General features: G+C 71.7%; 25 protein-coding genes. 13 read left to right on the top strand and 12 right to left on the bottom strand.

Annotation, left to right across the window (positions count from 1 at the left end; all coding sequences use genetic code 11):
- The first annotated feature begins 115 nt into the window (after window positions 1-115).
- The gene (locus tag AC3RJ6_RS01400; protein ID WP_491425065.1) at window positions 116-1708 is read left to right on the top strand and encodes an amino acid permease; all 1593 of its coding nucleotides are present in this window, start codon (window positions 116-118) and stop codon (window positions 1706-1708) included.
- A 2-nt stretch (window positions 1709-1710) separates the two neighbouring features.
- On the opposite strand, the gene AC3RJ6_RS01395 is transcribed toward AC3RJ6_RS01400, so the two are convergent.
- A complete protein-coding gene (locus AC3RJ6_RS01395) occupies window positions 1711-4020 on the bottom strand; it encodes an LLM class flavin-dependent oxidoreductase (protein WP_491425064.1) in 2310 nt (769 codons plus the stop codon).
- 81 nt (window positions 4021-4101) lie between these two features.
- Here AC3RJ6_RS01395 and AC3RJ6_RS01390 point away from each other — a divergent pair, with 81 nt between their 5' ends.
- Both AC3RJ6_RS01390 and AC3RJ6_RS01385 read left to right on the top strand, forming a co-directional pair.
- A complete protein-coding gene (locus tag AC3RJ6_RS01390; protein WP_491425063.1) occupies window positions 4102-4557 on the top strand; it encodes a winged helix-turn-helix transcriptional regulator in 456 nt (151 codons plus the stop codon).
- Between the two features lie 143 nt (window positions 4558-4700).
- Complete coding sequence (locus AC3RJ6_RS01385) at window positions 4701-5573, top strand: carbohydrate kinase family protein (RefSeq protein WP_491425062.1); 873 nt, start codon at window positions 4701-4703, stop codon at window positions 5571-5573.
- Between the two features lie 176 nt (window positions 5574-5749).
- On the opposite strand, the gene AC3RJ6_RS01380 is transcribed toward AC3RJ6_RS01385, so the two are convergent.
- Window positions 5750-6667, bottom strand: coding sequence for a DNA-3-methyladenine glycosylase family protein (locus AC3RJ6_RS01380; protein ID WP_491425061.1), 918 nt, complete (start codon window positions 6665-6667; stop codon window positions 5750-5752).
- A 284-nt stretch (window positions 6668-6951) separates the two neighbouring features.
- Between AC3RJ6_RS01380 and AC3RJ6_RS01375 the strand changes: the two genes are divergently transcribed.
- A complete protein-coding gene (locus AC3RJ6_RS01375; RefSeq protein ID WP_491426204.1) occupies window positions 6952-8310 on the top strand; it encodes a pyridoxal phosphate-dependent decarboxylase family protein in 1359 nt (452 codons plus the stop codon).
- A gap of 8 nt (window positions 8311-8318) precedes the next feature.
- On the opposite strand, the gene sigJ is transcribed toward AC3RJ6_RS01375, so the two are convergent.
- On the bottom strand, window positions 8319-9239 hold the full coding sequence (gene sigJ / locus AC3RJ6_RS01370; protein WP_491425060.1) for an RNA polymerase sigma factor SigJ: 921 nt from the start codon (window positions 9237-9239) through the stop codon (window positions 8319-8321).
- Between the two features lie 92 nt (window positions 9240-9331).
- On the opposite strand from sigJ, the gene AC3RJ6_RS01365 reads away from it, so the two are divergent.
- From AC3RJ6_RS01365 to AC3RJ6_RS01350, 4 genes are all read left to right on the top strand, one after another.
- On the top strand, window positions 9332-10300 hold the full coding sequence (locus AC3RJ6_RS01365; RefSeq protein WP_491425059.1) for an NAD-dependent epimerase/dehydratase family protein: 969 nt from the start codon (window positions 9332-9334) through the stop codon (window positions 10298-10300).
- A gap of 104 nt (window positions 10301-10404) precedes the next feature.
- Entirely contained in the window at window positions 10405-10977 is a 573-nt protein-coding gene (locus AC3RJ6_RS01360) for a YceI family protein (protein ID WP_491425058.1), read from the top strand.
- A gap of 83 nt (window positions 10978-11060) precedes the next feature.
- On the top strand, window positions 11061-11939 hold the full coding sequence (locus AC3RJ6_RS01355) for a flavin reductase family protein (protein ID WP_491425057.1): 879 nt from the start codon (window positions 11061-11063) through the stop codon (window positions 11937-11939).
- Complete coding sequence (locus AC3RJ6_RS01350) at window positions 11936-13033, top strand: NAD(P)H-dependent flavin oxidoreductase (protein ID WP_491425056.1); 1098 nt, start codon at window positions 11936-11938, stop codon at window positions 13031-13033. Before AC3RJ6_RS01355 ends, AC3RJ6_RS01350 begins: the two co-directional genes overlap by 4 nt.
- Before the next feature lie 64 nt (window positions 13034-13097).
- Here the strand turns inward: AC3RJ6_RS01350 and AC3RJ6_RS01345 are convergent, their stop codons facing one another.
- Window positions 13098-13613, bottom strand: a complete 516-nt coding sequence (locus AC3RJ6_RS01345; protein WP_491425055.1) for a hypothetical protein — start codon at window positions 13611-13613, stop codon at window positions 13098-13100.
- A gap of 272 nt (window positions 13614-13885) precedes the next feature.
- On the opposite strand from AC3RJ6_RS01345, the gene AC3RJ6_RS01340 reads away from it, so the two are divergent.
- Entirely contained in the window at window positions 13886-14425 is a 540-nt protein-coding gene (locus AC3RJ6_RS01340; protein WP_491425054.1) for a YbaK/EbsC family protein, read from the top strand.
- Between the two features lie 12 nt (window positions 14426-14437).
- Here the strand turns inward: AC3RJ6_RS01340 and AC3RJ6_RS01335 are convergent, their stop codons facing one another.
- From AC3RJ6_RS01335 to AC3RJ6_RS01325, 3 genes are read right to left on the bottom strand one after another with little or no spacing between them, the layout of a single operon-like run.
- On the bottom strand, window positions 14438-15025 hold the full coding sequence (locus tag AC3RJ6_RS01335) for an NADPH-dependent FMN reductase (protein WP_491425053.1): 588 nt from the start codon (window positions 15023-15025) through the stop codon (window positions 14438-14440).
- A gap of 53 nt (window positions 15026-15078) precedes the next feature.
- Window positions 15079-16575: an MDR family MFS transporter gene (locus AC3RJ6_RS01330; protein WP_491425052.1), complete on the bottom strand. Its 1497-nt coding sequence runs from the start codon at window positions 16573-16575 to the stop codon at window positions 15079-15081.
- A gap of 5 nt (window positions 16576-16580) precedes the next feature.
- The gene (locus AC3RJ6_RS01325; RefSeq protein ID WP_491425051.1) at window positions 16581-16946 is read right to left on the bottom strand and encodes a DoxX family protein; all 366 of its coding nucleotides are present in this window, start codon (window positions 16944-16946) and stop codon (window positions 16581-16583) included.
- Window positions 16947-17101: 155 nt separating this feature from the next.
- Between AC3RJ6_RS01325 and AC3RJ6_RS01320 the strand changes: the two genes are divergently transcribed.
- Entirely contained in the window at window positions 17102-17518 is a 417-nt protein-coding gene (locus tag AC3RJ6_RS01320; RefSeq protein ID WP_491425050.1) for a winged helix-turn-helix transcriptional regulator, read from the top strand.
- A 131-nt stretch (window positions 17519-17649) separates the two neighbouring features.
- Here AC3RJ6_RS01320 and AC3RJ6_RS01315 read toward each other — a convergent pair whose 3' ends face one another.
- Window positions 17650-18174, bottom strand: a complete 525-nt coding sequence (locus tag AC3RJ6_RS01315) for an RNA polymerase sigma factor (RefSeq protein ID WP_491425049.1) — start codon at window positions 18172-18174, stop codon at window positions 17650-17652.
- Between the two features lie 78 nt (window positions 18175-18252).
- Here AC3RJ6_RS01315 and AC3RJ6_RS01310 point away from each other — a divergent pair, with 78 nt between their 5' ends.
- Complete coding sequence (locus tag AC3RJ6_RS01310; protein ID WP_491425048.1) at window positions 18253-18630, top strand: YybH family protein; 378 nt, start codon at window positions 18253-18255, stop codon at window positions 18628-18630.
- Window positions 18631-18662: 32 nt separating this feature from the next.
- On the opposite strand, the gene AC3RJ6_RS01305 is transcribed toward AC3RJ6_RS01310, so the two are convergent.
- Genes AC3RJ6_RS01305 through AC3RJ6_RS01295 form a run of 3 tightly spaced genes read right to left on the bottom strand, consistent with a single transcriptional unit; the run spans window position 18663 to window position 21005 of the window.
- The gene (locus AC3RJ6_RS01305; protein ID WP_491425047.1) at window positions 18663-19148 is read right to left on the bottom strand and encodes a DUF3237 domain-containing protein; all 486 of its coding nucleotides are present in this window, start codon (window positions 19146-19148) and stop codon (window positions 18663-18665) included.
- Entirely contained in the window at window positions 19145-19615 is a 471-nt protein-coding gene (locus AC3RJ6_RS01300; protein ID WP_491425046.1) for a MarR family winged helix-turn-helix transcriptional regulator, read from the bottom strand. Before AC3RJ6_RS01300 ends, AC3RJ6_RS01305 begins: the two co-directional genes overlap by 4 nt.
- Before the next feature lie 4 nt (window positions 19616-19619).
- Window positions 19620-21005: a flavin-dependent oxidoreductase gene (locus AC3RJ6_RS01295; protein ID WP_491425045.1), complete on the bottom strand. Its 1386-nt coding sequence runs from the start codon at window positions 21003-21005 to the stop codon at window positions 19620-19622.
- Window positions 21006-21182: 177 nt separating this feature from the next.
- Between AC3RJ6_RS01295 and lepB the strand changes: the two genes are divergently transcribed.
- Window positions 21183-21920, top strand: a complete 738-nt coding sequence (gene lepB / locus AC3RJ6_RS01290) for a signal peptidase I (RefSeq protein ID WP_491425044.1) — start codon at window positions 21183-21185, stop codon at window positions 21918-21920.
- 21 nt (window positions 21921-21941) lie between these two features.
- On the opposite strand, the gene AC3RJ6_RS01285 is transcribed toward lepB, so the two are convergent.
- Complete coding sequence (locus AC3RJ6_RS01285; protein WP_491425043.1) at window positions 21942-22469, bottom strand: hypothetical protein; 528 nt, start codon at window positions 22467-22469, stop codon at window positions 21942-21944.
- Between the two features lie 207 nt (window positions 22470-22676).
- Between AC3RJ6_RS01285 and AC3RJ6_RS01280 the strand changes: the two genes are divergently transcribed.
- Window positions 22677-23441 (top strand): SOS response-associated peptidase, encoded by a 765-nt coding sequence (locus tag AC3RJ6_RS01280; protein WP_491425042.1) that lies wholly within the window; start codon window positions 22677-22679, stop codon window positions 23439-23441.
- The last annotated feature ends 76 nt before the right edge of the window (window positions 23442-23517 follow it).

Here is a 23517-nt window from a genome sequence, read left to right as displayed (position 1 = left end):
CGCCCCGCGAAACCCTCGCGCACCCGCCCGCCCCGCGCGTATCGTGTGAGCCAGCCGACCGTGACGATGCCGTCCCGGCATCGATCGCGACCGTCTCGACGGAGGGGGAACCGCGATGACGACCCAGCAGACACCGGATCACATTCCCGACCACGACCCGGCCGACGACTTCGAGAACTACCGGGAGCGCATCGGCGACGAGATGCTCGCCGTGCAGGACTTCTCGAACGAGGAGCACGGCTACCACAAGAGCCTCAAGCCCAGACAGATCCAGATGATCGCGATCGGCGGCGCGATCGGCACAGGCCTCTTCATGGGCGCCGGCGGGCGGCTCAACAGCTCGGGACCGTCGCTGTTGATCGTGTACGCGGTGTGCGGGTTCTTCGCGTTCCTGATCCTGCGCGCGCTCGGCGAGCTGGTGCTGCACCGGCCCTCGTCGGGCTCGTTCGTCTCGTATGCGCGCGAGTTCTACGGTGAGAAGATGGCCTACACGGCGGGCTGGCTCTACTTCCTGAACTGGGCGTTCACCTCGATCGTGGATGTCACGGCGGCGGCGCTGTACGTGAAGTTCTGGGGCCAGTACTTCCCGGCGCTCGAGGCGATCCCGCAGTGGGTGATCGCCCTCGTCGCGCTCGTCGTGGTGCTGTCGCTGAACCTCGTCTCGGTGAAGATGTTCGGCGAGATGGAGTTCTGGTTCGCGCTCATCAAGGTCGCAGCGCTCATCGCGTTCCTCATCATCGGCGTCGTCTTCATCGTGTTCATCGGGCAGACCGACGTCGGCCCGACGGGGTTCAGCGTGATCTCCGACAACGGCGGCTGGTTCCCGAACGGCGCGATCGCGCCCATCCTCGCGATCTCGGGCGTCGTCTTCGCGTACGCGGCGATCGAGCTCGTCGGCACGGCCGCCGGCGAGACCGCCGAGCCGCGCAAGGTGATGCCGAAGGCCGTCAACACCGTCGTCATGCGCATCGCGGTGTTCTACCTCGGTTCGATCCTGCTGCTGTCGCTGCTGCTGCCCTACTTCGTCTACGAGGCCGACGAGTCGCCGTTCGTGACGTTCTTCTCGCACATCGGGTCGCCCGAGGCGGGCGCGATCTCGGCGTCGGTGATGAACTTCGTCGTGCTGACCGCGGCGCTCTCGTCGCTCAACGCCGGCCTCTACTCGACGGGCCGCATCCTGCGGTCGATGGCCGTCAACGGATCGGCGCCCCGCTTCACCGAGCGCATGAGCAAGAGCGGCGTGCCGTACGGCGGCATCCTGCTCACCGCGGTCATCACCCTGTTCGGCGTCGGACTCAACGCGGTCGTGCCGTCGGAGGCGTTCGAGATCGTGCTCGAGGTCGCCGCGATCGGCATCATCGGCGGTTGGGCGACGATCATCCTCTGCCAGATGAAGCTCGCCTCGTGGGCGAAGCAGGGGCGCATCGAGCGACCGTCGTTCCGTCTGTGGGGCGCACCGTGGACGGGCTACCTCACGCTCGCGTTCCTCGCGTTCGTGCTCGTCACGATGGCGTTCTCGCCGACCGGGCGATGGGTGCTCGTCTGCAGCCTCGCGCTCATCCCGCTGCTCATCATCGGGTGGTTCGCGTTCCGCAAGCGCATCGCCGAGGCGGCGCTCGAGCGCGAGGGGCACACGGGTGCGTTCCCGGTCGTGGCCGAGCGGCCGGCCGTCGACAACCCGCCGAGGTTCGGCAGCAAGGACGAGTAGCGCTACACCCCGACCTCGACCGCGACGCTCGCGTTGTCGCGGAACAGGTTGCCCGGGTCGACCTCGACCTTGATGCGGCGCAGCCGTTCGAGCGTCGCGGGCGGGAACGCGGCGGCGACCTGGGCGGGGCCGACCTCGGTCTCGAAGCTCAGGTAGGCGCCCGTCATGTGCGGGGCGAGCAGCGCGTCCCACGTCTCCGACGTGCGGCGAGCGCGGGTCCCCATCGCGACCACCGAGAACTCCGCGTCGCGGTGGGCGTAGGCCGTGGCATCCGCCGGCACGTCGTGCACCGCACCGCCCGCGGCCCGCACCTGGAAGAAGTAGCTCGCGCCGGTCTCGAGGAAGCGCGCGACATCGCGGGCGAACTCGGGCGTGAAGCGCCCGGTGAGCCCCGTGCGCGAGAGCGGCTCGCCCTCGGCGCTGTGGCTGCCGTCGCTCGCGTTCGAGATGATCGCGCGGTAGCTCGTGAGGCGCACGTCCTGCCCGACGAGCGGGGCGGCGTCGGCGATCGGCTGCAGTCGCGCGAGCACCGTGTCGGCGTCGTCGGAGTCGACGACCGCCATGACGTGCGCGATCGGCGGGCGAGCCCCGCCGGCGCCGTTCGACGAGCCGGGCTGCACGAGCAGGAAGCTCGTGAGGTCGCGCGGCGCGTCGACGACCCAGTCGCTCCACGCGACGAGGAACGACTCGACGTCACTCGCGTCGAACGTGAGCTGCGCGAACGCGACCGTGCCGACCTCGTCGGCCTCGAACTCGAACGCCGTCGCGATGCCGACGTTCGCCCCCGCGCCGCGCACCGCCCAGAACAGGTCGGGCCGCTCGTCGGCGCTCGCCCGCACGACGCTGCCGTCGGCGAGCACGAGCTCGACCGCGCGCAGGTGGTCGATCGTGAGGCCGTGCTCGCGCACGAGCCAGCCGATGCCGCCCGCGGTCGCGAGCCCGCCGACGCCGACGCCGCCGTAGTCGCCCGAGCTCAGCGCCCAGCCGTGCGGCTCGAGCGCGGCCGCGACGTCCTTCCAGCGGGCGCCCGGTTCGATGCGCACGAGCCTGGATGCCTCGTCGAGCACGTCGATCGCGCGCATACGCGAGAGGTCGATGACGATGCCGCCGTCGTTCGTCGACCGGCCGCTGATGCCGTGCCCGGCGCTGCGGATGCCGAGCGGCACGTCGCGGTTCGCGCGCGCGAACGCGACGGCGTCGACGACCTCGGCGGTCGAGGTCGGCTGCAGCACGAGGCCCGGGTCGCCGCCGCGCAGGTACGTCGAGCGCACGCGGGCGAACTTCGCGTCGCCCGGTTCGATCGCGGATGCCGCGAGCGAGGCGGGCACGGCGTCGTAGTCGATGCCCTTCCGGCGCTTCGCGAGCGACGCGGTCGAGCGGATCACCCCGGCCGAGGCATCCGGCCCGAGTTCCTGCTCGACCGCCTCCCGCAGGGCTGGCGCGACCTCCTCGATGAAGCGCTGCATGCCCGTCGGGTCGTCGCCCGCGAGGATGAACGTGTCGGCCCCGTCCTCGACGACGAAGGGCAGCAGCTGCTCGACCCAGTCGGCCGGCGTGCCCTCGATCGCGCCGCCGCGGCTCCTGACGTCTCCCCCGGTGCCGTTCGTGAACCGGCCGGCCACGTTGATGAGCCGGCGGATCTCGGCCGGATTGCGTCCGGCCTTCAGCGCCGCCTCGTCGATGCGGGCCGCGCCCTCGGCGTAGTCGCCCGGCTGCAGGTAGGCGAGCGAGGGCAGCCAGCCGTCGCCCGCGCGGCCGATGAGGCGCAGCATGCGCGGCTTCAGCGCGCCGATCCAGATCGGGATGTCGTGCGCCGGCGCCGGCCCGCGCTTCGCACCGTCGACGTGGTAGTACTCGCCCGGCACGCTGAACCGCTCGCGGTTGCCCGCGTCCCACGTGCCGCGGATGATGCGGATCGCCTCGTCGAGCGCGTCGACCGCCTGGCCGGGCGTGAGGCGGCGGCCGCCGATCGCCGCGATCGCGTCCCAGAATCCGCCGGCCCCGAGCGCGAGCTCGAAGCGACCGCCGCTCAGCAGGTCGAGGCTCGCCGACGCGCGGGCGAGCACGGCGGGCTCGCGCTGCAGCGGTACGTTGAGCACGTTGCCCGCGACCCTGATGCGGCTCGTGCGCGCCGCGACCCAGCTCATGAGCGTCCACGTGTCGTGGAACGCCGGCTGGTAGGGGTGGTCCTGGAAGGTCACGAGGTCGTAGCCGAGCGTCTCGCTCAGCTCGGCGAGCCGCACGGCCTGCTGGGGCGGGTCGTTGACGGGCGTGACGAAGGTGCCGAACTGCAGTTCGCGTCCGTAGTGCATGTGTTCATCCTTCCCGGATGCCGCGGCCCGCGCATTCCGCGGGTAAGCTACTTACTCGAAGTTAGTGAAGGAGGCGCGGGCATGGAGTATTCCCGCTCGGTACCCGACCGGCCCGAGGCCGCCGACGAGATCGGCGCACGCCGCTCGGCACGCCTGCGCGAGCTCGGCCACATCGACGACGAGGCGTGCCGGCGGTTCACGGGCGCGATCGAGTTCGCGGGCCGCAAGTGGAACGCCGCGATCCTGCTCGCCGGCGTGCGCGGCGCCCGACGCTTCAGCGAGTACCGCGACACCGTGCACGGCATCTCCGACCGGGTGCTCGCCGCCCGGCTGCGCGAGCTCGAGGCCGACGGGCTGGTCGAGCGGCACGTGCGCCCGACCACGCCCGTCACCATCCAGTACACGCCGAGCACGCGGGCGCTCCAGCTCATGGAGCTGCTGCAGCCCCTCGTCGAGTGGCAGCGGGCCGACGCCGGCGCGCGGCCCGCCGAACCCGCCGAACCCGCCGAACCCGCCGAAGGCGACCTCCTGGCCTGACCCGCGCCGCATCCCGTTTCGGGGGTGCATTCCCGACATCCGAACGGCGTGTCCGGCGCCGAAGTGTCGGAGAAGCACCCCCGGAACGGTGAGCTCCGGCGATCGGCTCGCGCCACGGGCGCCCCGTCCGACAGGATGGGCGGATGACTGCAAACGTTTTCATCGCCGGCCCCGCGTCGTGGAATCGCATCGTGCTGCTCGACCGCCTGCCCGAACCGGTGCCGCACATGCAGTTCGCCCTCGCCGAGCACGAGACCGTCGGCGGCACCTCGGCCGGCAAGGCGCTCGGACTCGCCGGCCTCGGCCGCCGGCCCGCGTTCTACACGCTCATCGGCGACGACGCCGACGGCACTCGCGTGGCCGATGCGCTGCGCGCCGCCGGAGTCGACCTCATCGTCGGGGCCACCGAAGCGACCGAGCGCCACCTCAACCTCATGACGCCCGCCGGCGAGCGCGTGTCGCTCTACCTCTCCTCCCCCGGCGAGGCGTCGGCGGAGTCGCAGCGTGCGACCGAGGCCTCCGTGGCCCGGGCGATGGCGGATGCCGCGGCCATCGTGCTCGACCTCGCGCCCGAGGCCGGCCGGCTCATCCCCGCGGCCCGGGCGACCGGGCGCCCGATCTGGACCGACATCCACGACTACGACGGCCGGGCCGAGTTCCACCGCCCGTTCATCGACGCCGCCGACGCCGTGTTCATGAACGCCGACGGCATCGGCGACCCGCTGCCGTTCCTGCGGTCGCTCATCGACGGCGGCGCCTCGATCGCCGTGTGCACGCTCGGCGCCGACGGCGCGGTCGGCCTCGATGCGACCGGGCGCGAGCACCGCGTCGAAGCGGTGCCCGTCGAGGTGCTCGACACGAACGGCGCGGGCGACGCGTTCATGTCGGGCGTGCTCGACGCGACCCTCGACGGAGCCGAGCTGCCCGAGGCGCTCGCGGCGGGCGCCCGCCACGCGGCATCCGTGCTCACGACCCGCCACCTGCACCCCGCCCTCGACCCAGTGCTCGGCGCCTAGTCGCGCCGCCCGTGCCGCCGGGCCCGCGCGGCCTGCCGTTACGGGGGTGCTTCTCCGACACCTGGGCCGCCGACACGCCGCGCGGATGTCGCAAAAGCACCCCCGGAACGAGATCAGCGCGCGAGAGGCGAGCCCGGTACGGCCGAGCGGCGCGCGCGAGGCGGCCGACCGCCGCCTCAGCGCCCGCGGTGGTCGACGAACTCCATGCGCGGCCCCCGGCGCGGCTTGCCGCGGGCACCCGAGGCCCCGAGCAACCGGATGACCCGGTAGCGCTGCCCGGCCCAGGGCTCGAGCGCCACGAGCATCTCGTCGTCGGTCATGTCGCGGCCCTCAAGCGCGTGGCCGACGAAGTTCGCGAGGTGGTAGTCGCCCACCGACACGGCGTCGGCATCGCCGAGCGCGCGCTGGGCGACCTCGGCGGCCGTCCATGCGCCGACGCCGGTGAAGTGGGTGAGCCGCGCGAACGCGTCGGCGGCCGACATGGTCGCGGCCTCGTCGATGCGCGCCGCGTACGGCGCGAGCGACACGATCGTGCGCGAGCGCTTCGGGTCGACGCCGGAACGATGCCACTCCCAGCTCGGGATGCGCCGCCACCCCTCGGCCGACGGCGCGACCCGCATCGTGCGCGGCACGGGCCCCGGCGCAGGCTCGCCGAAGCGCCACAGCAGGGCACGCCACGAGTCGTGCGCCTGCAACGTGATGACCTTCTGCTCGAGCACGGCGGGCACGAGGGTCTCGAACACGCGCCCGCTGCGCGCCACGCGCATGCCGGGGTTTCGACGGTGCGCGTCGGCGAGGCGCGGCAGCAGCGGCTCGAAGGTCGTCGTCTCGTCGCGTGCGCCGAGCAGGTCGGGTGCGGATGCCGCGGCCTCGGCCGCTCCGGGTCCCCAGGCCTCGCACCGGAACTCGTCGGGTCCGCGCTGCGAGAGCCGCATCGTGGCGACGCCCGCGGGCATCCGGGTCGTGCGCCAGACGGCGCGGTCGGGCGTCACGACGAAGCTCGGGTCGCCGGGGCCGCGGCGCAGCGCACCGACGGTCTGGTGCAGGTCGGTCGGGTGCGGCGCGCGCCAGTCGAGCACGGCGTCTGCGGTCACCTCTCCAGTGTGCGCCATGCCGCCGACGCGCCCGCTGGGAATCGTCGTCCACCGCTTCCACATGGACGCACGGAGTTTGCACAGAATCACACAGGACAATCATTCATTGCGCCTTGATCGTAATCCGTGCGAAGAAGTTGCGTGAACCCCCATCAGGGGTGAGACTTGCTCTGCCATTCGAGAGGACAGACATGGGCACCGCATCCGAATTCCCCGCCGACGCCACCGCCACCGCACCCGGTCGGGGCGTCCCCGCGGCATCCCCGGCGCCCGACGCGACCCGCATGCACGCCGTCACCGGCGAGACCGAATCGATCGTCGACCTCGTGCTCGACTACTCGCGCCGTCGCCTGCTCTCGACCGACACCCCGCTCGACAAGCCCGAGACCGAGTCCGAGCTCAAGCGCCTCGCCGGCCGCACGATCGACGAGCGCGGCATCGGCGCGAGCCGTGCGCTCTCGATCTTCGAGCACGTGCTCGCGCCCGCGTGCATCACGATCGACCACCCGCAGTACCTCTCGTTCATTCCCGCCGCCCCCACGAAGGCCGCGATGGCGTTCGACCTCGTCGTGTCGGCGTCGAGCCTCTACGGCGGCAGCTGGATGGAGGGCTCGGGCGCGGTGCACGCCGAGAACGAGGTGCTCGCCTGGCTCGCGAACGAGTTCGGCCTGCCCGCGAGCGCGGGCGGCGTCTTCGTGCAGGGCGGCACGATCGGCAACCTCTCGGCGCTCGTCGCCGCGCGCGAGCTCGCCCGCGAGAAGCGCACGGCCGCCGGGCAGCCGATGCCCGCCCGCTGGAAGCTCGTCTGCTCGAGCGAGGCCCACTCGTCGAACAAGTCGGCGGCGAAGGTCATGGACGTCGACGTCGTGCTCGTTCCCGCCGGCGACGACGGGATGCTGCGCGGCGACGCCGTGCGCGCGGCGCTCGAGGAGCACGGCGACGACGTCTTCGCCGTGATCGCGACGACGGGTTCGACGAACTTCGGCATCGTCGACGACGTCGCCTCGATCGCCGCGCTCAAGGACGAGTTCGACTTCTGGCTGCACATCGACGGCGCCTACGGCCTGACCGGCATGCTCTCGCCGGTCGCCCGCGCCCGGTACGCCGGCGTCGAGCGCGCCGACTCGGTCATCGTCGACCCGCACAAGTGGCTGTTCGCCCCGTTCGACGCGTGCGCGCTCATCTACCGCGACCCCGAGATCGGCCGCCGCGCCCACACCCAGCACGCCGAGTACCTCGACACGCTCACGGGCAAGCCCGAGTGGAGCCCGTCGGACTTCGCGGTGCAGCTCACCCGGCGCCCGCGCGGCCTGCCGTTCTGGTTCTCGCTCGCGACCTACGGGGCCGCGGCCTACCGTGCGGCGATCACGAACTCGCTCGAGCTCGCGCAGCGCATCGCCGACGAGATCCGCGACCGCCCCGAGTTGAGGCTCGTGCGCGACCCGCAGCTCTCGATCGTCGTGTTCGAGCGCGAGGGCTGGACGATGAACGACTACGAGCAGTGGTCGGCGAAGCTGCTCGACGAGCAGCGCGCGTTCGTCACGCCGAGCTCGCACGCGGGCCGCCCCAACACGCGCTTCGCGATCATCAACCCGATGACGACGTTCGAGCAGCTCGTGGGCATCCTCGACTCGATGCGCTGAACCGCCTGTCAGGCCCCAGCAGCACCGTCGCGCAGCAGCACGAAGAGGTCGCCGACGGGCCCGAGGTGCCCGAGCTTGTCGGGGTTGAGCTGGTTCGCGAGCGAACGGATCTCGCCGCCGTCGACGTGCAGCGTGAGCACCGAGAGCACGGCGCCGTCGCGGCCGCGGAAGACGAACGTGCGCTCCCCGTTCGCGACGGTCTCGTCGACGCCCACCCCGAGCGCGTCGCCGCGGCGCATGAGCCCGACGAGGAACCTCGCGACCGCGACGTCGCCCGTCATCGGGTGCTGGATCGCGGGCGCCTTGCCGCCTCCGTCGGCGGTCATCACCACGTCGGGTGCGAGCAGCCTGACGACGCCGTCGACGTCGCCCGCTCGCAACGCCGCGAGGAACTCGCCCGCGAGGCGGGCCGCATCCGAGGCATCCACCTCGAATCGCGCACCGTCGGCGGCCAGACGCCGCCGGGCGCGATGCATGATCTGCCGGCACGCCGCCGGGTCGCGGCCGACGATGTCGCCGATCTCGGAGTAGTCATAGCCGAGCGCCTCGTGCAGCACGAACACGGCGCGCTCGACGGGTCCGAGCCGCTCGAGCATCGTGAGCACGCCGATCGAGAGCGTCTCGTCGTGCTCGATGCGGTGCGCGGGGTCGGCGTCGTCGGCGAGCAGCGGCTCTGGCAGCCACGGGCCGACGTAGACCTCGCGCGTGCGTCGCGCCGAGCGCAGCACGTCGATCGACAGCCGGGTCGTGACGGTCGACGCGAAGGCGTCGGGGCGCTCGATCTCCTCGCCGCTCGTGACCCGCTCGTGGATGCGCAGGAGGCCGGCCTGCACGACGTCCTCAGCCTCGGTCACGCTGCCGAGCATGCGGTATGCGATCGAGAACATGAGCGGGCGGAGCCGCGGGGCCTCGACGACGAGATCGACCATCGCCCCAGCCTGTCACACGGCGTTCTCGCGAAACCTGTCACATCCGGGCGGGGTCGCCCGTCGGAGGGGGTGAAGAGCGAAAGGACGACATCATGAGGATCTTCATCGCAGGTGGTTCGGGAGCCGTCGGTTCGAGGCTGGTGCCCCTGCTCGTCACGGCCGGTCACGAGGTCACGGGCACTGCGCACTCCGAGGCCGGGCTCGCGCGCATCCGGGCGGCCGGGGGCAGCGGCGCGATCATGGACGGCACCGACGAGGCGTCCGTTCGCCGCGCGGTGCTCGACGCCGCGCCCGACGTGCTCGTGCACCAGCTGACATCGCTCGGCGGCAAGTTCGACTTCAAGCGGTTCGACGAGACCTTCGCCGTCACGAACGAGCTGCGCACGCGCGGCACCGACGCGCTCATCGCCGCCGCGCAGGAGGCCGGAACGAGCCGGATCATCGTGCAGAGCTACACGGGCTGGACGAACGAGCACGCAGGCTCGCGGGTCAAGACCGAGGCCGACCCGATCGACCCGAACCCGGTTCCTGCGGCGCGCAACACCCTCGCCGCGATCGCCCATGCCGAGCGGGCGACGGTCGCCGCGGGCGGGCTGGCGCTGCGCTTCGGCAACTTCTACGGTCCGGGGCAGTCGCTCGGCGAGGGCGGCCAGATGCTCGAGTCCGTGCGCAGGCGCCAGGTGCCGGTCGTCGGCGACGGGGCGGGGGTCTGGTCGTTCTGCCACATCGACGACGCCGCTGCGGCGACGGTCGCGGCGGTCACCAGCGGCGACGCCGGCATCTACAACGTGGTCGACGACGAGCCCGCCGAGGTCGCCGAGTGGCTGCCCGAGCTCGCCCGGGCGATCGGCGCGAAGCCGCCGATGCACGTGCCCGCCTGGGTCGCGCGCGCCGTGCTCGGCGAGTTCGGCGTCTCGTGGATGACGACGTCGCGCGGCTCGTCGAACGCGAAGGCGAAGGCCGCGCTCGGGTGGCAGCCGCGGTACGCGAGCTGGCGCAACGGGTTCCGCAGCGGGCTCGGCACCGTGCCGGCCGCACCGCCGGAGCACTCAGTGCGGTGACCCTGCGACCCCCGACGGGATGGCCGAGCCCGGGCGCGACGGTGGTCTCCCAGCCCGCGGATGAGACACTGTGGGAGTTCGTGCAACAGATCCAGGGGAAAATCATGACCGTCAACGGACCCGATCTCAGCGGCGACTGGGACATCGACCCGGACCACAGCCGCATCGGCTTCTCCGCCAAGCACGCCATGGTGGCGACCGTTCGCGGCGCCTTCAACGACGTCACCGGCAGCCTGCACGTCGACTTCGACGACCCCGATGCCTCGACCGCCGAGATCGTGCTCAAGACCGCCAGCATCGACACCCGCAACGCGCAGCGCGACGAGCACCTGCGCAGCGCCGACTTCTTCGACGCCGAGCGGTGGCCCGAGATCGTCTTCACGAGCACCCGCATCGAAGAGGTGGCCGACAACGCGCTCGTCGTCTCGGGCGACCTGACGATCCGCGACATCACGAAGCCGATCACCATCCCGATCGAGTTCACCGGCGCGCACGTCGACGCCGCCGGGGCGCTGCGGGCCGGGTTCGAGGGCACGCGGCGCATCGACCGCCGCGAGTACGGCCTCGAATGGAACGTGGCGCTCGACACCGGCGGGTGGCTCGTCTCGGAGAAGATCACCCTCGAGTTCGAGCTCTCGGCCGTCAAGCGCGAGGAGGCGGCGGCGGGCGCCGCCTGAGCCGTCGGCGTCACACAGGGCGCCTCGCCCCCGAGCGGGCGTAGCGTGGAGGCATCCGCGAACCGACCGCCGGGAGGCGACTGATGACGCGAGCCGATGCGCCCGGGCCCGACACCCACCTCGTGATCGAGCCGACCGTGCTCTACGTCGGCACGCCCGTGTACCTCGTCGTCACCGAGAACGCCGACGGCACGGCGAATCTCGCGCCGGCGTCGAGCCACTGGGCGCTCGGGCGCATGCTCGTGCTCGGGCTCGAGGCCGACGGGCAGTCGGCGCAGAACCTGCTCGAACGGCCGCAGCTGACCGTCAACTTCCCGGCGGCGGCGCAGTGGCGCAACGTCGAGCGGCTCTCGGCCGTCACCGGCCGCGACCCCGTGCCCGACGCCAAGGCCGACCGGTACCGGTTCGAGCCGCGCAAGTTCGAGCTCGCGGGGTTCAGTGCGCAACCCTCCGACCTGGTCTCACCGCCGCGCGTGCACGAGGCGCCGCTGCAGTTCGAGGGCGAGGTGCGCCGCATGACCCCCGGGGTCGACCCGGGCTACTTCATGGTCGAGGTCGAGGTCGTGCGGGTGCACGCGCTGCCCGAGCTCAACGTGCCGGGAACGCAGCACATCGACCCGCACGCGTGGCACCCCCTCATCTACAGCTTCCGCCACTTCTTCGACCGCGGCGAGCACGTCGGCTGGACGCGCACGTCGCCGACGGCGACCTCGCTGCCCGATGTCTCAGAACCGGATGCCGCGGAGCCGGCGCCGCGCGCGACGTCCCGGGTCGCCGGCACCCCGCTCGAAGAGCTCGAGCGGTGGGAGAGCTTCGGCGGCACGTGGGCGCTCCGCGAGCTCACCGATGACGGCGCGATCGTGAGCCTCTGCCGCTGCGACGGCGGCGAAGAGGTGTCGCGCATCGTGTCGGCCGACCCGGCGTTCCTGAGCTGGGCCGCCGAACAGGAGGTGCAGCCGTGACCGACGCCGATGGGCGAGCGACGAAGGCTCGTCTCGAGACCCCGCCCGTGCTCTCGACCCCCTGGTCGCGTTCGCTCGGCCTCACGACCCCGATCGTCAGCGCCCCGATGGGCGGCGTCGCGGGCGGGCGCTTCGCCGACGCGGTCTCGCGAGCGGGCGCGCTCGGCACGATCGGCATGGGCAGCGCGGGCTCGGCGGCCAAGCTCGAGGCGCAGCTCGCCGCGTTCGACGACGCGGGCGCTGCGCGCCCCTTCGGCATCGGCATGGTGCACTGGGGTCTCGAGCGCGACCCGGCGATGCTCGACATCGCACTCGCGGCCCGGCCGGCGCTCGTCTCGATCGGCTTCGCGACCCGCTTCGACTGGGTCGACCGGGTGCACGACGCCGGATCGCTCGCCGCGACGCAGGTGTACACGGCGGCCGAGGCGCTCGTCGCGGCCGACGCCGGGATCGACGTGATCGTCGCCCGCGGCTCGGAGGGCGGCGGGCACGGCGATCCGCGCCTCGGCACGCTCGCCCTGCTCGACGCGGTGCTCGATGCGCTCGACGACCGGCGAGGCGGCGACGACGCGGCCGACGCGCTCGGGGCAGTCGGTCGCCCAGGCGCACCCGCGGTGCTCGCCGCCGGCGGCATCGGCTCGGGTCGCAGCCTTGCGGCCGTGCTCGCCGCCGGTGCCGACGCCGCCTGGATCGGCACCGCGTTCATCGCGAGCCCCGAGTCGCTCACGCCCGAGTCGGCGAAGCCGGTGATCTTCGCCGCGACGGGCGACGACACCGTGAACACGACCGCGGCCGACGCCGCACTCGGGCTGCCGTGGCCCGACCGCTTCCCCGAGCGGGTGATCCGCAACGGCTTCGTCGACGAGTGGGAGCACCGCGTGCGCGAGCTCCGCGAGACCGACGGTCTGGGCGGCAGCGCCGGCCTCGCCGCGTTCAAGCGCGAGTTCTCGCGCGCGAATGCCGCCGGCGAGCACGACCTCGTGCCGTTCGATGCGGGTCAGGGCGTCGGGCTGCTGCGCTCGTCGCGCCCGGTCGCCGACGTGATCGCGGAGTTCACGCACGAGGCATCCCGCCTGCTCGCCCGCCCGTTCTGAGGCACGCGACCGGTCCGGACCGCTACGCGGACGCGGGCGCGTCCGGTGCGACCGGTCCGGACCGCTACGCGGACGCGGGCGCGTCCGGTGCGACCGGCTCGTCCGGTTTCCGGAAGACCTGCCGCATGTGGTCGCTGTCGAGGAAGTCGGCGATGCCGATGAGGATGAGGCTGAACACGATCTGCTCGGTCACCATCCAGAACGGGAAGAGCCCGGGGATCGCCGCCATGACGAGCGTCACGACCGGGAAGATCTTGCTGAACAGCCGCAGCCGCGAGTACGCCCAGCGATAGCCCTTCTGCGCCCGCCAGGCGAAGTAGAAGAGCGTCACCGTCATGCCGAGCACGACGAGGATGCGCATCCACACCGGGAAGGCGAGCACCGTGCCGTTGGCGAGCAGCACGACCGCGACGACGAACGCCGCACCGCCGATCAGCACCTCGACGGCGAGCAGCCAGGTGATCCACGTGAACGCACGACGGGTGCGCGGGTGCCCGACGAGCTCGTCGGCGACCTTCACACCCGCGGCCCGGCCGCCGGCGATGCGGTCGAGCTTCAGCAGCATCGGCTCGAGATCCATGTTTCCTCCCGTACGAGGCTACGCGGATGCCTCGGGCCCGGCATCGACCGGAAGTTCGAGTCGCGACTCCCACCGCGGGTTGAGGAGCGCCCGACGAAGGAGGACGCGTCTCGAAACCGCCGACTCAGACGCAAGGTCGGCGGGTTGAGGAGCGCCCGACGAAGGAGGACGCGTCTCGAAACCGCCGACTCAGACGCAAGGTCGGCGGGTTGAGGAGCGCCCGACGAAGGAGGACGCGTCTCGAAACCCATTCCCCCCCTACGCTTGCCACCATGCGCTTCGGAACCCTCGACTTCTCACCCGCCGTCGACTCGCCCGAGCTGCTCGCCCCGCCGACGGCGGCGGCGCTGGCCGCCGCGCCCGACCGCGACGTGCTCGTCGCCGCGATCGACGCGACGCTCGCCGACACCGCGGCGTTCTGCGAGCACTACGAGATCTCGCCGGCCGACGGCGCCAACTGCGTCGTCGTGCAGGCCCGCCGTGGCGACCGCACCTGGTACGCCGCGTGCCTCGTGCGCGGCGCCGACCGGCTCGACGTGAACGGCGCGGTGCGCCGGCACCTCGACGCCCGCAAGCTGTCGTTCGCGCCGATGGACCTCGCGGTCGAGCTGACCGGCATGCAGGTCGGCGGCATCACGCCCGTCGGCCTGCCGGGCGGCTGGCCGATTCTCGTCGACGAGTCGGTCGCGACGCACGAACGGCTCATCGTCGGCGGCGGCACCCGAGACGCGAAGCTCCTCGTCTCGGGTGCCTACCTGGCCGGACTTCCAGGCGCCGTCGTGCTGCCGATCGCGCTCGCACCGGCCGGGTGAGCGAGGCGGCGGTCAGGCCGCCTCGGCGACGACCTCGGACTGGCGCACCGACCGCATCGCGACGGTCCAGGCCTCGAGCTGGTCGAACATGGTGGCCGCGAACTGCTCGTGGATCTCGGCGGGCTTGAACGTCGTGTAGTTCTCGAAGTCGGTGAAGCCCGAGAACGCGAGCGACTGGCGGACGTGCGCGAGCTGCAGCTCGGAGGCGATGCCGCGCAGGTGCTCGACCGCGCGGGCCGCACCGACGGCCCCGTATCCGACGAAGGCCGCGGCCTTGTTGTTCCATTCGGCGTAGAGGAAGTCGAGCGCGTTCTTGAGCACGCCCGAGGTTGAGTGGTTGTACTCGGGAGTGACGAACACGAATCCGTCGTACGAGGCGATCTTCGCCGCCCACGCCTTGGTGTGCTCGCCGGCGTACTGGCCGAACGCGGCCGGCATCGGCTCGTCGAGGTGCGGCAGCGGATAGTCGGCGAGGTCGACGAGCTCGTAGGCGGCGCCGTCGCGCCCTCGCGCCTGGGCGATCACCCAGTCGGCGACGTCCTTGCTCTTGCGACCGGGACGGGTGCTGCCGACGATGACGGCGATGCGGATATCGGACATGTGAAGGGCTCCTTCGGTAGTGGTGCTGGTGGGGATGAGGGGTTCGGGAGTGCTCACTGCTTCGCGCCGAGGGCGACGTCGGACGCGTGGTCGTCGGCGGGCGCGCGGTCGTCGACGCGTGCCGGCGCGGGCGTGCGGACGAAGAGGCTCCCGAGCACGGCGAGCAGTGAGATCGCCGCACCGATCGTGAACGCGAACGACACGCCGTGCGCCTCGGCGGCGGCCGGAACCGCGCCTCCCGAAGCCGCCCGGGCGGTGCCGATCGCGAGCATCGTCACGAACAGCGCCGTGCCGATCGCGCCGGCGACCTGCTGCACGGTGCCCACGATCGCCGACCCGTGCGAGTACAGGCGCGGGCTCAGCGACCCGAGCGCGCTGGTCATGAGCGGCGTCATCATGAACGAGACCCCGAGCGCGATCCCGACGAGCCCCAGGGCTGCGGCGATCGGCGGCGTGTGCTCGGTGAGCAGGGTCATCGCCCAGAGCGTCGCGGACGCGAGGATCGCGCCCGGGATGACGAGCGGTCGCGGCCCGTACCGGTCGAACAGGCGCCCGACGAGCGGTGCGACGAGTCCCATGACGAGTCCGCCCGGCAGCAGCAGCAGGCCGGTCGTGGCGGCTTCGACGTGGAGCACGTTCTGCAGGTAGATCGGCAGCAGCATGATCGCGCCGAACATCGCGGCCATCATGATCACGATGAGCCCGGTCGCGAGCGAGAACGATCGCGACCGGAAGGTGCGCAGGTCGAGCAGGGCCCGGTCGGTGCGCTGCAGCACGAGCTGGCGCCACACGAACAGCCCGAGGAACACGACGCCCGCGATCAGGGCGAGCACTCCGGCCGTGACGGGTCCGTCGGGGTCGCCTCCGATCGTGCTGATGCCGTACACGAGCCCGCCGAACCCGATCGCGGTGAGCGGCAGCGACAGCGCGTCGAGCGGGGTGCGGGTCCGTTCGCCGACGTTGCGCAGCAGCGCGAGGCCGATCGCGAACACGCCGACCGCGACGGGCAGGATCGTCCAGAACAGGAAGTGCCAGTTCAGCGACTCGAGGATGAACCCCGACAGGGCGGGCCCGAGCGCTGGGGCGACGGCCATGACGATCGTGATGCGGCCCATGAAGCGGCCGCGCTCGTGCGCGGGCACCACGTTCATGATGGTCGTCATCAGGAGCGGCATCATCATCGCGGTGCCGACGGCCTGCACGACGCGCGCGACGAGCAGCAGCCCGAACGTCGGCGCGAGGGCGCCGATCAGGGTGCCGATCGTGAAGGCGGTCATCGCCGCCCCGAAGACCTGCCGCGTCGAGAAGCGCTGCAGCAGCCACCCCGTGGTCGGGATGACGATGGCCATCGTCAGCATGAACGCGGTGGTCGTCCACTGCGCAGTCTGCAGCGTGATGCCGAGATCGGTGACGAGGTGCGGGATCGCGACCCCCATCACCGTCTCGTTGAGCATCGTCACGAACGCCGCCCCGAGCAGCAGCCAGATGACGCCCGTACCTCGGGTGCCGCCGGTGCTCGCCGAGTCAGTGGCGCTGGCGGTCGTGCTCACGGCGCTCACGCTCCCACCAGCCGCAGGGCGGCGATCGCCAGGGCGACGACCATCATCACGAGGTTGCCCACGGACTTCTCGCCGTGCTTGCGGTGGGCGACGCTGGCGAGGAACTGGATGATCGCGATGCCGACCGCCGCGATCGGGGTGAGGAACGTGGCGATCCCGACGAGGGGCGGCACGATGAGGCCGATCGCGCCGAGCACCTCCGCGACGCCGATCCAGCGCACCTGCGCGTCGGTGTAGTCGTCGAGCACGGGCATCGGCCGGCTGCCGCCGTGCGGCTTGACGATCTTCATCGTGCCGGCCATGAGCATGACGGCGGCGAGGAGACCGGACAGGATCCATGTGACGATCGAGAGGATGACCATAGTTGCAATACCTTCCTAAGTTACCTCTTGTAACTGAGGTACCATGAGTAAGTATTCCGAGCAGGTCGCGGGAAACACGAAGTTACCGACGCACATCCAAGTAACCATTGGTAACCTCAGAGCGAGCGGCAGCGACCGCGGGAAGGGGGCGCTCGATGGCGATCGAAGACAGGATGGCGACGATCCACGAGCCGCACATGCATGAGATGTGCGGGCACGACCCCGCGGAGTCCGAGATCTTCCGCTCAGTGCTGTCGCGCATCGGCGACAAGTGGAGCGTGATGCTCGTCGGCATGCTGCACGAGGGCCCGCTGCGGTTCGGTCAGCTCAAGCAGATGACGCCGGGCATCTCGGCGCGCATGCTCACGCACACGCTCCGGCAGCTCGAGCGCGACGGACTCGTCGAGCGCGAGATGTTCCCCGAGATCCCGCCGCGCGTCGAGTACCGTTCGACGCCGCTCGGCAAGAGCCTCGCCGGTCCTGTGCTGGCGATCGCCGAATGGGCGTCGACGCATCAGGACGAGATCATCTCGAATCGCGACCGCTACGACGCCCGCGCCGACGAGGACTGACGGCCGGGCGCGCCGGCCGGCCGCCCGGCTACCCTGAACGCCGTGCGCGTCGTGCACCCGGGCCACGGCGAGTCGTTCGACGGGACGCGGCTGCGGGAGCTGATCGACGAGTACCTGGCGGGCGGTGCCGATCATGCCGACGCGGCCGCCGGGTCCTCCGAGAGCGCGGCGGCGAGGCGCTGACGCGCCCGCCTGATCCGCTGGCGCACGAGCGCCGGGCTGATGCCGAGCAGTTCGGCGATCTCGCTGCCCGAGCGGTCCTCCAGCGCCGAGAGCACGAGCGGCGTCCGAAGCGCCTCGGGCAGCTCGCCGATCGCGCGGAGGGTGACCCGCAGGTCGATCCGCGCTTCGATGCGGTCGTCGGCCGAGGGCGCGATCGCCTGCGCCTCGTCGGCGAGCCGGTCGTCGGGCCGCCGCCCACGAAGGTGGTCGACGGCGGTGTTGCGCGCGATCGCGTCGACCCACGCGCACACCGTGCCCGCACCCGGGTCGCGCACGCCGTCGATCGCCTTCCAGGCGCGCAGCAGCACGGTCTGGGCGAGGTCGTCGGCGTCGTCGGGGCGCACGCCGAGGCTGATCGCGCGACGGCGGAGCCGCTCGGGCTCATCGGCGATGAGCTCCAGCAGCGTGCTCGCCTGCGGGGCGGATGAGGGCATCTGTCACATCTCTCGCTCGTCGACGTCTTTCTCGATGACCCGTCTCCCAGGGTCACCTACTCGAAGAACGGAGTCCCCATGTCTATTCCCGTCGCCGCCCTCGACGCGCTGCCCCTCGCCTTCGCCGAGCGCTTCAACGCGCAGGACCTCGACGGCCTGCTCGACCTCAACGCACCCGGCGCGGTGTTCGTGCCCGCCCCCGGCCAGCCGGTCGAGGGCGACGCGGTGCGCCCAGCGCTCGAGCAGTTCCTCGCACTGCGCCTCCCGATCACGATGCGCACGAAGCACGCGTTCGTCACGGGCGGCACCGGCCTCGTGATGGCGGAGTGGTCGATCGCGGGCGTGGGCCCCGACGGCTCGGAGGTCTCGCTCTGGGGCGTCACCGCCGACGTCGCCCGTCACGACGAGCGGCACGGCTGGCGATACGTCATCGACAACCCGTTCGGCACGGTCTGAACGCTTCCGAGCCGCGGCCGCGCGGGCATCGCTCAGCGCACGACGAACACGCGAATGCACACGTGGCCCGGCTCGGGCCGGGCGAGCCCGACGAACTGGTGTTCGGCGAGCCATCGGTACGCCGGCGCATCGGTCTGGAACACCGGGGCGGTGCGGTAGTAGAGCTCCTGCTCGCTCACGTGCTCGCCGGCATCGAGCCGTGCGACGAGGCCGTCGTCGGCGCGATGGTAGCCCCGGTTCACGACGTCGACGACCGCCCCGTCACCGGTGCGCAGCAGGTAGCGGGCGTCGAGCTGGGTCGTGGCCCCGCGGCACACCCACCAGTCGCCGCCGCCGGGCAGCACCTCGCCCTCGAGCGCGGGGCCCGAGACCGTGCCGCCGGTGATCGGGGTGAAGCCGAGCTCTTCGCCGGGACCTCGGCCGATGTGCTGCTCGTCGCCGACCGCGACGCGCAGCTCGAAGACGAACTCGAGCTCGGGCTCCATCAGTCGGGACGACTCGGCGCCCGTCGCGTTCACGAGCGACCCCCGTGCGCGACATCCTGAACGACGTCGCGCAACCGCCCGAGCGCCGGCAGCGCCGCGGCGAGCGCGGCACGGTCGGCATCGTCGAGCGCGGCGAGCGCGTCGACGAGGATCGCCTCGCTCGCCCGGTCGAAACGGTCGAACAGCGAGAGCGCGCGGGTCGAGGCGCTCACCTCGACCCGGCGCCGGTCGTCGGCCGCGGCCGAGCGCGTGACGAGCCCCGCCGCCTCCATCGCCTTCAGCAGGTTGCTGACCGTCGGGCGGCTGAGCCCCAGCTCGGTCGCGAGCTCGCCCGGCGCGCGCACGACGCCGCGCGGCAGCGCGCGCAGCACCTCGATCTGCGCGTCGGGCAGGTCGGGCAGGTGCTCGGCCGACCGCGCGGCCTTCAACAGGCCGCGCCGCAACGGCGAGACGATCGAGCCCAGCCGCGCGAGCTCGTGGGCGGGCGCTCGGTCGGTCATGCGGTCAGTCTCCCATCGGCGGCGCCGACTCGGGCGTGAGCGACGCGTGCTCGTTGAGGGCCGCGGGGTGGAACCCGGCGGTGCGCTTGTAGCCGTCGGCGATCTCCTGCAGTTCGTCGGCCGGGATGACGTCGTGGATGTCGGCGAAGCCCTCGGGCGCGCGATCGTAGGCGAGCTGCATGACCTTCTCGGGGCCGAGTTGACGCGTCAGCTCGAGCAGGCGTGCGGTCGCGGGGCGCCGGTCGGCCTCGTACGCCGCGAGCGCGCGGCGCACAGCCGCGGCACGGGCGACGTCAGCGGGGGCGGATGCCTCGCCCGCGGCATCCGCACCGGCCGCCTCGTTCGCCAGGTGGAACGCGAGCGTTCGCCCGTCGATGATCGCCTGCGAGGCGCCGTTCGACCCGTTCGGGTACATCGCGTGCGCGGCGTCGCCGATGAGCGTCGAGCCGCCGAAGCTCCACTGCGGCAGGGCGTCGCGGTCGACCATCGGGTACTCGAGGATCTCGTCGGCCGCGGCGATGACGGCGGGTACGTCGAGCCAGTCGAAGCTCCAGTCGGCGAAGAGCTGCTCGATGGGGCCCGAGTCGACGGCGTGGTTCCAGTCGACGGTCTCGTCGACGCCCTCGGGCGCGCGGCGCTCGGCGATGAAGTTGAGGCGGGTCGCGCCCGCCTCGGCACCGGGGGCGACGAGCGGGTAGGAGACGAACTTCTGCTCGCCGTCGCCCGCCATGATCATGGTGCGTCCGTCGAGGTAGGTGGGCACGCTCGCGGTGCCGCGCCAGAGGGTGAGGCCGTTCCACACCGGACCGCCCTCGTCGGGGTAGGCCTGGGCGCGCATGGCCGAGTGGATGCCGTCGGCGCCGATGACGACGTCGGCGGCGACCTCGAAGGCCTCGCCGGCGCCGTCGCCGTCGCCGGTGCCCGTGCGCACGAAGCGCGCGAACTCGGCGTGCCCCGCGGCGCGGGCCTCCGCCGAGTCGGGGTCGAGGTGCTCGACGCCGACGAGCTTGCAGCCGAGCCGGATCGTGTCGGGCCCGAGCCGACGCTCCACCTCCCTCGCGAGCAGCAGCTGGAACTCGCCGCGATGCACCGAGAGCTGCGGCCAGCGGTAGCCCGCGTCGAGGCCGCGCGGCTCCGACCAGATCGGCTGTCCGAAGCGGTTGTAGTACGAGAGGCGGCTCGGCGGAACACCGATCGCGGCGACCTCGTCGGCGAGGCCGAGTTCGGTGAGCTCGCGCACGGCGTGCGGCAGCAGGTTGATGCCGACGCCGAGGGGCTTGAGCTCGCGCACGCGCTCGTAGACGGTGATGTCGCGGAAGCCCGCGCGATGCAGGCTCAGGGCTGCGGCGAGCCCGCCGATGCCGGCTCCGGCGATGACGATCTTCAACATGGCCTCCTTGTCATGGCGCGCCTCGGTCGCAGGGGGTGCGGTCTCGTCGGGAGCGTGGCGATAGTTTTGCAACAAAACTCTTCGGACGCAAGCCCGTGCGGACATCGGCGCACACGTGCCATGCTTCGTCTCATCCTGAACGACCTCCGGAGCGACACCGATGAAGTAGGGGGACGAGTGAACGCGTCAGCGGTGCAGTCGCCGACCGATGCGACCGACGAAGCGAATGCGAGTGATCGGAGGCGGCCGCGCCAGGTGCTGCTGTTCCTCCGCGACCTCCTGGTGATCCTCGTCGTCGCGGTGCTGGTCTCCTTCCTCATCAAGACGTTCCTGCTCCGCTCCTTCTTCATTCCGTCACCCTCGATGGCCGACACGCTCGCGGTCGACGACCGCATCATCGTGAATCAGCTCGTGCCCGACGTCGTTCCTCTCTCCCGCGGCGACGTCGTGGTCTTCGAGGACCCGGGCGGGTGGCTCACCCCCCGCCCCGCCGACCCCCGGCCACCGCTCGCATCCGCGGTGGAGTCGTTCCTCGCCGTCGTCGGACTCACGGCCCCGGACTCGAACGAGCATCTCGTCAAACGCGTCATCGGCCTGCCGGGCGACCACGTCGCCTGCTGCAACGCCCTCGGTCGGCTGATCGTCAACGGCGTGCCGCTCGACGAGCCCTACATCACCCTGCCGCCCGGCGACCGCCGCGCATCCGCGACCGACTTCTCGGTCACGGTTCCCGAGGGAGCGCTCTGGGTGATGGGCGACAACCGCAACAACTCCGAGGACTCGCGCTACCACTCGGGTACGCCCCTCAAGGGCTTCGTCCCACTCGAGGACGTCGTCGGCCGTGCCATCGTCGTCAGTTGGCCGATCGAGCACTGGGCCTGGCTCGACGACTACCCCGACACGTTCAGCGAGTGACGGCCCGCGGGGGCGCAACGGTCACGGCGATGTGCGATGCACGACGACCGCGCCGTTCTCGATCCCGAGCTGCAGCGCGAAATCGCCCACGGTGCGCTCCACTGCGGCGGGTTCGCCCGGCGAATCGCACGCGACCTCATTCCAGCCGTTGTCGTCGCCTGCGCGGATGAGGACGCACTCGCCACTGCCGTCGGCGAGGGGCGCGATCCACGGCTCGATGCCGGCGACGCCCTGAAAGCCCTGGATCAGGTCGGCATCGATGCCCTGGTCCTCGAGCCACATGTACGAGCCGAGCAGGCTCTTCACCGTCAGACACGGGTCCGGTACCAGTGCCAGCTGCTCGCTCGCCGCGGGAAGTGGCGCCTCGGTGAGCGACGCCCTGGGGAATTCGTGAGGCTCGCACGTTTCGGGAGGCATCGTCGGAGTGGACGCGGCCTGCGCGAACGCGGCACCGTCGCCCGACGCCTCCGGCGGTGCCGAAGCGACCGGAGCGACCGTGCATCCGCTGACCGACAGGCAGCCGAGCAGTGCGACGGCGGCGAGCGGCATGAACACGACCGGTCGAAGGACCCGAGTGGACACCGCCGTCCCCTTCCCCGCGCGCGTCTGGGTGGAGCACGTGAAGCCTACGCGCATCGTGAGCGATCGTCAGCAACGCCTCCGCGGAACCCCGGCCCTGATGACCACCCCAGAGCGGGGGCCGCGAGCCCTGTCGGATGTCGGCGGTCGGTGGCAGTCTGGTCGAGAACCGGGGCGGTGTCCGAGCACACCGGCAACGACCAGGAGGCATCCATGTGCGGCAGATTCGTGGTCTCGCAGAAGGTCGACGACCTCACGGCGGTGTTCGACGCCGAGAACGACTTCGACGACTGGCAGCCGAGCTTCAGCCTCGCCCCGACCGACACGGTGCCGATCGTGCGCGAGCGCGCCGACCGCGAGACCGGCGAGTTCGTGCGCCGGCTCGAGCCCGCCGTGTGGAACTTCCACCCGTCGTTCATGAAAGACGCCAAGCGTCCGCAGTTCAACACCCGCATCGAGACGGTCGCCACCAACGGACTGTGGAAGGGCGCGTTCGCCCAGGGTCGCTGCATCGTTCCGATGCGCGGCTACTTCGAGTGGACGGGCGAGCCGGGCAAGAAGCGCGCGCACTACCTGCACGGTGAGGGCGACGTGCTCGCGGCCGCCGGCATCTCGACCGCCCGCAAGCTGCCCGACGGCGAATGGCAGGTCTCGACCTCGATCATCACGAGAGAGGCGAGGGATGCCTCGGGGGAGATCCACGACCGCATGCCCGTGTACCTCCCGCTCGACGAGATCGAGCGCTACCTCGACCCGGCCAAGCTCGACGCGGGCGGCATGCAGGCGATGGTCGACTTCCTCATCGAGGCGTCCGACCGGGTCGCGCCGACGATCACCGAGTACGAGGTCGACCCGCGCGTCAACAACCACCGCGCGATCGACCCGGGCGACCCCACGCTCATCGACCCGCTGAAGGGCGGCACTCCCCCGCTGGTCGAGTAGCGCCCGGCTGACCGGCCAGCCCGAACGGTTCACCGGTCGTGCCGTCCGGGTCAACCCCAACCATCCGAGGCCTTGT

The organism is Agromyces cucurbitae, from assembly GCF_058349945.1.
The sequence above is the reverse complement of the archived record's forward strand: the minus strand, read 5'-3'. Positions and strand labels throughout refer to the sequence as shown.

Excerpts from the sequence above, each read along its gene's own strand:
- AC3RJ6_RS01400 (WP_491425065.1), top strand. The coding sequence starts at position 116 with ATGACGACCCAGCAGACACCGGATCACATTCCCGACCACGACCCGGCC.
- AC3RJ6_RS01395 (WP_491425064.1), bottom strand. The coding sequence starts at position 4,020 with ATGCACTACGGACGCGAACTGCAGTTCGGCACCTTCGTCACGCCCGTC.
- AC3RJ6_RS01390 (WP_491425063.1), top strand. The coding sequence starts at position 4,102 with ATGGAGTATTCCCGCTCGGTACCCGACCGGCCCGAGGCCGCCGACGAG.
- AC3RJ6_RS01385 (WP_491425062.1), top strand. The coding sequence starts at position 4,701 with ATGACTGCAAACGTTTTCATCGCCGGCCCCGCGTCGTGGAATCGCATC.
- AC3RJ6_RS01375 (WP_491426204.1), top strand. The coding sequence starts at position 6,952 with ATGCACGCCGTCACCGGCGAGACCGAATCGATCGTCGACCTCGTGCTC.
- sigJ (WP_491425060.1), bottom strand. The coding sequence starts at position 9,239 with ATGGTCGATCTCGTCGTCGAGGCCCCGCGGCTCCGCCCGCTCATGTTC.
- AC3RJ6_RS01365 (WP_491425059.1), top strand. The coding sequence starts at position 9,332 with ATGAGGATCTTCATCGCAGGTGGTTCGGGAGCCGTCGGTTCGAGGCTG.
- AC3RJ6_RS01360 (WP_491425058.1), top strand. The coding sequence starts at position 10,405 with ATGACCGTCAACGGACCCGATCTCAGCGGCGACTGGGACATCGACCCG.
- AC3RJ6_RS01355 (WP_491425057.1), top strand. The coding sequence starts at position 11,061 with ATGACGCGAGCCGATGCGCCCGGGCCCGACACCCACCTCGTGATCGAG.
- AC3RJ6_RS01345 (WP_491425055.1), bottom strand. The coding sequence starts at position 13,613 with ATGGATCTCGAGCCGATGCTGCTGAAGCTCGACCGCATCGCCGGCGGC.
- AC3RJ6_RS01340 (WP_491425054.1), top strand. The coding sequence starts at position 13,886 with ATGCGCTTCGGAACCCTCGACTTCTCACCCGCCGTCGACTCGCCCGAG.
- AC3RJ6_RS01335 (WP_491425053.1), bottom strand. The coding sequence starts at position 15,025 with ATGTCCGATATCCGCATCGCCGTCATCGTCGGCAGCACCCGTCCCGGT.
- AC3RJ6_RS01325 (WP_491425051.1), bottom strand. The coding sequence starts at position 16,946 with ATGGTCATCCTCTCGATCGTCACATGGATCCTGTCCGGTCTCCTCGCC.
- AC3RJ6_RS01320 (WP_491425050.1), top strand. The coding sequence starts at position 17,102 with ATGGCGATCGAAGACAGGATGGCGACGATCCACGAGCCGCACATGCAT.
- AC3RJ6_RS01315 (WP_491425049.1), bottom strand. The coding sequence starts at position 18,174 with ATGCCCTCATCCGCCCCGCAGGCGAGCACGCTGCTGGAGCTCATCGCC.
- AC3RJ6_RS01310 (WP_491425048.1), top strand. The coding sequence starts at position 18,253 with ATGTCTATTCCCGTCGCCGCCCTCGACGCGCTGCCCCTCGCCTTCGCC.
- AC3RJ6_RS01300 (WP_491425046.1), bottom strand. The coding sequence starts at position 19,615 with ATGACCGACCGAGCGCCCGCCCACGAGCTCGCGCGGCTGGGCTCGATC.
- AC3RJ6_RS01295 (WP_491425045.1), bottom strand. The coding sequence starts at position 21,005 with ATGTTGAAGATCGTCATCGCCGGAGCCGGCATCGGCGGGCTCGCCGCA.
- AC3RJ6_RS01285 (WP_491425043.1), bottom strand. The coding sequence starts at position 22,469 with ATGCCGCTCGCCGCCGTCGCACTGCTCGGCTGCCTGTCGGTCAGCGGA.